At 65.8% G+C, this 6,127-nt stretch carries 4 protein-coding genes; 3 read left to right on the top strand and 1 reads right to left on the bottom strand.

Features of this window, described 5'->3' with window-relative positions; all coding sequences use genetic code 11:
• Positions 1-407: MFS transporter (locus VJV41_RS20120; RefSeq protein ID WP_325336787.1), on the bottom strand; the 407-nt coding region annotated here is incomplete at its 3' end.
• 262 nt (positions 408-669) lie between these two features.
• Between VJV41_RS20120 and VJV41_RS20115 the strand changes: the two genes are divergently transcribed.
• From VJV41_RS20115 to VJV41_RS20105, 3 genes are all read left to right on the top strand, one after another.
• Complete coding sequence (locus VJV41_RS20115) at positions 670-1,413, top strand: hypothetical protein (protein WP_325336783.1); 744 nt, start codon at positions 670-672, stop codon at positions 1,411-1,413.
• A 229-nt stretch (positions 1,414-1,642) separates the two neighbouring features.
• The gene (locus VJV41_RS20110; protein ID WP_414685009.1) at positions 1,643-5,305 is read left to right on the top strand and encodes a multifunctional oxoglutarate decarboxylase/oxoglutarate dehydrogenase thiamine pyrophosphate-binding subunit/dihydrolipoyllysine-residue succinyltransferase subunit; all 3,663 of its coding nucleotides are present in this window, start codon (positions 1,643-1,645) and stop codon (positions 5,303-5,305) included.
• Positions 5,306-5,350: 45 nt separating this feature from the next.
• Complete coding sequence (locus tag VJV41_RS20105; protein WP_325336782.1) at positions 5,351-6,112, top strand: class I SAM-dependent methyltransferase; 762 nt, start codon at positions 5,351-5,353, stop codon at positions 6,110-6,112.
• Positions 6,113-6,127: the final 15 nt, after the last annotated feature.

The following is a 6,127-nucleotide window of genomic DNA, read 5'->3' as shown; positions in this document are numbered from 1 at the left end:
GCGACACCAAGGATCAGCATCAATCGCGACATCGCGGTGGCCGCCTGGGATTCTTCGAATAGGTCACCGACGACGGCGATGGCGACAACCATCGCGGCGGCCGCACCCATACCCTGTAGTCCGCGGGCCACGCCCAGCACGCCGATGGTCGGGGCGAACAGGCAGAGCACCGAGGCCAGCATGTGCAGCACGATGCCGGCCATCAGCGGCCTGCGGCGGCCCAGCGAGTCCGACAGTGGGCCGACGATCAATTGACCCAGTGCCAGGCCGGCGAGCGTGCCCGTCAGCGTGAGCTGCGCGACCGACGAGGACACGCCCAGATCGTCGGCGATCTTCGGCAGCGCAGGCAGATACATGTCGATGGTGAGCGGACCCAGCGCAACCATGGCACCGAGGACCGCGATCATGCGGGCGCGACTCGGCCGCTTCGGTACCGCTGACGGGTTCGAGGGTTCGACGATGAGCCGCTTGCGCGAAGCGCGAAAAGCGCGGCTGGTCACGTCCACGTCCGTCGATGCTGCCATGGAAGTGGTTAGCGTCGCTTCTCAATAATTTGTTCCCTGCCTCACAGACAGTGAGCGCGATCACGATCGGGCACCAGCCACCGGCCGCCGTTCGTCAACAACGCGTTAGCCTGAAAGCATCGCTAACGGATTGGGGAGGCGGCGCATGAGCGCTCGGTCAAGCACCAAGAGCCAGCTGCCGGCTATCACGGACGAGACTCCCGGCCCGGCCGCCAAGATCCTGTCGCAGATCCTCGAACGCGGAACCCGGGTCCAGGGGCCTGCAATCAAGGCCTACGTCGACCGGCTGCGCCAGCGCAATCCGGACGCGACACCGGCAGACGTCGTCAAGAAGCTGGAGAAGCACTACCTGGCCGCGGTGATGGCCAGCGGCGCCGCCGTCGGCTCCACCGCCGCGTTTCCGGGGATCGGCACGCTGACGGCTATGTCGGCGGTTGCCGGCGAGACCGTGGTGTTCCTGGAGGCGACGTCCGTCTACGTGCTCGCGCTCGCGGAGGTGTACGGCATCCCGGCCGACCATCGGGAGCGCCGGCGCGCCCTGGTGCTGGCGGTGCTCGTCGGCGAGGACAGCAAGCGCGCGGTCGCCGACCTGATCGGACCCGGGCGCACTAGTGGTGCTTGGATCTCCGAGGGAGCGGCAACGTTGCCGCTGCCTGCCGTGTCACAGCTGAATTCGCGATTGATGCGCTATTTCGTCAAGCGCTACACGCTGCGGCGCGGCGCGATCGCGTTGGGCAAGCTGCTGCCGGTCGGCATCGGCGCCGTCGTGGGTGGCGTGGGAAACCGGATGATGGGCAAGAAGATCATCACCAACGCGCGCAACGCGTTCGGCAACCCGCCACCGCGGTGGCCGTCGTCACTTCACGTGTTGCCGGCGCCGCGAAGTTGATACCCGATCGGGCGGCAGCGTGGCCGCCTGCGGGATACTGCCGTTCGCATGGTTTGGCCAACGACAGAAGCGTTAGCCTTTAGGCAGGTCGAAAGCGGGTGACCGCCGACCGCGAAAATTGAGGTGGCGAGCGTCTACCAGCACGCTTGCCCGAGTGAAGGAATTGAGGCGAGTAGCTGCCGTGAGCTCACCATCACCATTCGGACAGAACGAGTGGTTGGTCGAGGAGATGTATCGCAAGTTCCGCGAGGATCCCTCGTCGGTAGACCCGAGTTGGCATGAATTCCTGGTCGACTACTCCCCCGAGCCAACCACCGATACGCAATCGACTGGCGGCAACGGACAACCGGCCCAGGTAACCGGGCCCACGCCAACCGCCCCACCCGAACCGGCACCCGCCCCTGCGCCGAAGCCCGCAGCGAGCAACGGCGCCACCGCGCCCGCGAAGCCGACGCAAGCCGAACAGGCGCCCGCGAAGCCGAAGATCCCCGCCCCTGCCCCCGCCGAAGGCGACGAGCTGCAGGTGCTGCGCGGCGCGGCCGCGGCCGTCGTCAAGAACATGTCGGCGTCGCTGGAAGTGCCGACTGCGACGAGCGTGCGTGCGATCCCGGCCAAGTTGATGATCGACAACCGGATCGTCATCAACAACCACCTCAAGCGCACTCGCGGCGGCAAGATCTCGTTCACGCACCTGATCGGCTACGCGCTGGTGCAGGCGGTCAAGAAGTTCCCGAACATGAACCGCCACTTCGCAGAGGTCGACGGCAAGCCGACTTCGGTCACGCCCGAGCACGTCAACCTCGGCCTGGCCATCGACCTGCACGGCAAGGACGGCAACCGGCAACTGGTGGTCGCCGGCATCAAGAAGACCGAGGCTATGCGCTTCGGCCAGTTCATCGCCGCCTACGAGGACATCGTTCGACGGGCTCGCGACGGCAAGCTGACCGCCGAAGACTTTGGCGGCGTGACGATTTCGCTGACCAACCCCGGCACCATCGGCACCGTGCACTCCGTGCCACGGCTGATGCGCGGCCAGGGCGCGATCATCGGCGTCGGCGCGATGGAGTACCCGGCCGAGTTCCAGGGTGCCAGTGACGAACGCATCGCCGAGTTGGGCGTCGGCAAGCTCGTGACGTTCACCTCGACGTATGACCATCGCATCATTCAAGGCGCGGAGTCCGGCGATTTTCTGCGCACCGTGCACGAACTGTTGCTCTCCGACGACTTCTTCGACGAGATCTTCCGTGAACTCGGGATCCCGTACGAGCCGGTGCGCTGGCGCAAGGACAATCCGGACTCCATCGAGGACAAGAACGGCCGCGTCATCGAGTTGATCGCGGCCTACCGCAACCGCGGCCACCTGATGGCCGACATCGACCCGCTGCGCCTGGACAAAGCGCGGTTCCGCAGCCACCCCGACCTCGACGTGCTCACCCACGGCCTGACGCTGTGGGATCTGGACCGGGTGTTCAAGGTCAACGGCTTCGCCGGCGCCGAGTACAAGAAGCTGCGCGACGTGCTCGGCCTGCTACGCGACTCGTACTGCCGACATGTCGGTGTGGAGTACACGCACATCCTCGAACCCGAACAGCAGCAATGGATTCAGGAACGGGTTGAGGTCAAGCACGAGAAGCCGACGGTCGCGCAACAGAAGTACATTCTGTCGAAGCTGAACGCCGCCGAGGCGTTCGAGACGTTCCTGCAGACCAAATACGTTGGACAGAAACGCTTCTCGCTGGAAGGCGCGGAGACCGTCATTCCCTGCATGGACGCCGCCATCGACCAGGCCGCCGAGCACGGGCTCGACGAGGTCGTCGTCGGCATGCCGCACCGCGGCCGGCTCAACGTGCTGGCCAACATCGTCGGCAAGCCGTACTCGCAGATCTTCTCCGAGTTCGAGGGCAACCTGAATCCGTCGCAGGCGCACGGCTCGGGCGACGTCAAGTACCACCTCGGTGCCACCGGCAACTACATCCAGATGTTCGGCGACAACGACATTCAGGTGTCGCTAGTGGCCAACCCGTCGCACCTGGAGGCTGTCGATCCTGTGCTGGAGGGGTTGGTCCGCGCGAAACAGGACCTACTCGACAAGGGCGACGGACCCGACGGCTTCACCGTCGTCCCGCTGATGCTGCACGGCGACGCCGCGTTCGCGGGCCAGGGCGTGGTGGCCGAGACGCTGAACCTCGCGCTTCTGCGCGGGTATCGCACCGGCGGCACGATCCACATCATCGTCAACAACCAAATCGGTTTCACCACATCGCCTTCCGACGCCAAGTCGTCGGAGTACTGCACCGACGTCGCGAAGATGATCGGCGCGCCGATCTTCCACGTGAACGGCGACGACCCCGAAGCGGCGGCCTGGGTGGCGCGACTGGCGATGGACTTCCGGCAGCAGTTCAAGAAGGACGTCGTCATCGACATGCTGTGCTACCGCCGCCGCGGGCACAACGAGGGCGACGACCCGTCGATGACGCAGCCGGCGATGTACGACGCGATCGACGTCAAGCGCGGTGTGCGCAAGACCTACACCGAAGCGCTGATCGGCCGCGGCGACATCTCGATGAAAGAGGCCGAGGACGCCCTCCGCGACTACCAGGGTCAGCTGGAGCGCGTGTTCAACGAGGTGCGCGACCTGGAGAAGCACGAGATCGAGCCCAGCTCGTCGGTGGAATCCGACCAGATGGTCCCTGCGGGGATGAACACCGCGGTGGACAAGGCGCTGCTGGCCCGCATCGGCGATGCTCATTTGTCGATTCCCGACGGCTTCACGGTGCATCCGCGCGTGAAACCGGTGCTGGAAAAGCGCCGGGAGATGGCCTACGAGGGCAAGGTCGACTGGGCATTCGCCGAGCTGCTCGCGCTGGGCACTCTCATCGCCGAGGGCACGACCGTGCGGCTGTCGGGTCAGGACACCCGGCGCGGCACCTTCACCCAGCGGCATTCGGTAGTCATCGATCGCAAGACGGGTGCGGAGTTCACGCCGCTGCAGCTGCTGACGGTCAATCAGGATGGAACGCCGACGGGCGGCAAGCTGATGGTCTACGACTCGGCGCTGTCCGAGTTCGCGGCTGTCGGCTTCGAATATGGCTATTCGGTCGGCAATCCGGACGCACTTGTGTTGTGGGAAGCCCAGTTTGGCGACTTCGTCAACGGGGCGCAGTCGATCATCGACGAGTTCATTTCGTCGGGCGAGGCCAAGTGGGGTCAGCTCTCTGACGTGGTGCTGCTGCTGCCGCACGGCCACGAAGGCCAAGGGCCGGACCACACGTCAGGCCGCATCGAGCGGTTCCTGCTGCTGTGGGCAGAGGGCTCGATGACCATCGCGATGCCGTCGACGCCGGCGAACTACTTCCACCTGCTGCGGCGCCACGCGTTGGACGGCATCCACCGGCCGCTGATCGTGTTCACGCCGAAGTCCATGCTGCGCAACAAGGCTGCGGTCAGTGACATCCGGGACTTCACCGAGCGGAAGTTCCGCTCGGTGATGGAAGAGCCCACCTACACCGACGGCGACGGGGACCGCGGCAAGGTCAAACGAGTGCTGTTGACCAGCGGGAAGATCTACTACGAGCTGGCGGCGCGCAAGAACAAAGAGCAGCGCGAGGACGTGGCGATCGTGCGCATCGAGCAGCTGGCTCCGCTGCCGAAGCGGCGGCTGTCCGAGACGCTGGATTCGTACCCGAACGCGGAACGGTACTTCTGGGTGCAGGAGGAGCCGGCGAACCAGGGGGCGTGGCCGACGTTCGGCCTGACGATGCCGGAAGTGTTGCCGGAGAAGCTGTCCGGGATCAAACGGATTTCGCGCCGCGCGATGTCTGCGCCGTCGTCGGGTTCGTCCAAGGTGCACGCGGTCGAGCAGCAGGAGATCATCGACGAGGCGTTCGCCTAAACACGTAGCGCCCCACGGCCGGCCGCCGTGATCTACCGTGAATAGATGACGGTTGCAGACCTACGCGACCACAAGGCCGATTACGGGTTCGACGGAGACTATCGCGCCGTGCCCGCTGCTGCCCAGGCTGCCATCGCAGGGGCGACGAGCGCCGCGTTGCTGGCGTCGGCCGCTCGAAGTCTGTTGCGCGGTAAGCCTTTCGCCGCAGCGGTGACTGGCGGAACGGGTGCGTTGATCGTCGCGACGATGGCGCTGTTCATCCGCACCACCCGGATCGGCAAGTTCGAGGTATGGGCGCAGATCCTCGACGACCTGAGGCTGCGCGGCGACGAGACGCTGCTCGATATGGGCTGCGGTCGCGGCGCGGTATTGCTCGCCGCGGCGAAGCTGCTTCCGGACGGGCGGGCGGTAGGCGTCGACATCTGGCGTGCCGACCAGACCGACAACTCATCGGACAACACGCTGCGCAATGCTCGGCTCGAAGGCGTGGTCGACCGCGTCGAGGTGCACACCGCCGACATCACCGACTTGCCGTTCGACGACAACAGCGTCGACGTCGTCGTCAGCAGCCTTGTGGTGCACAACATTCCCGGTGCAAAGGCCCGCGCCAAGGCGATCAGCGAAGCGGCCCGGGTGCTACGCCCCCGAGGTCGCCTCGTGCTCGCGGACATCTGGGCCACCGGACACCACGTCCGTCAACTCCGTAAGCTCGGCTGGTCCGATGCCCGTCGCCGCAATCTGGGCTGGCGGATGTGGTGGAGTCCGTGGATGGGCACGCACCTGATCACCGCCACCAAGCCGGCCTAGGACCCGTTTTAGGCG

Origin of the sequence: Mycobacterium sp. (genome assembly GCF_035274705.1) — a bacterium.
Taxonomy (GTDB): Bacteria; Actinomycetota; Actinomycetes; order Mycobacteriales; family Mycobacteriaceae; genus Mycobacterium.
Note: the sequence above shows the minus strand (reverse complement) of the source record. Positions and strands in the feature narration are given on the sequence as shown.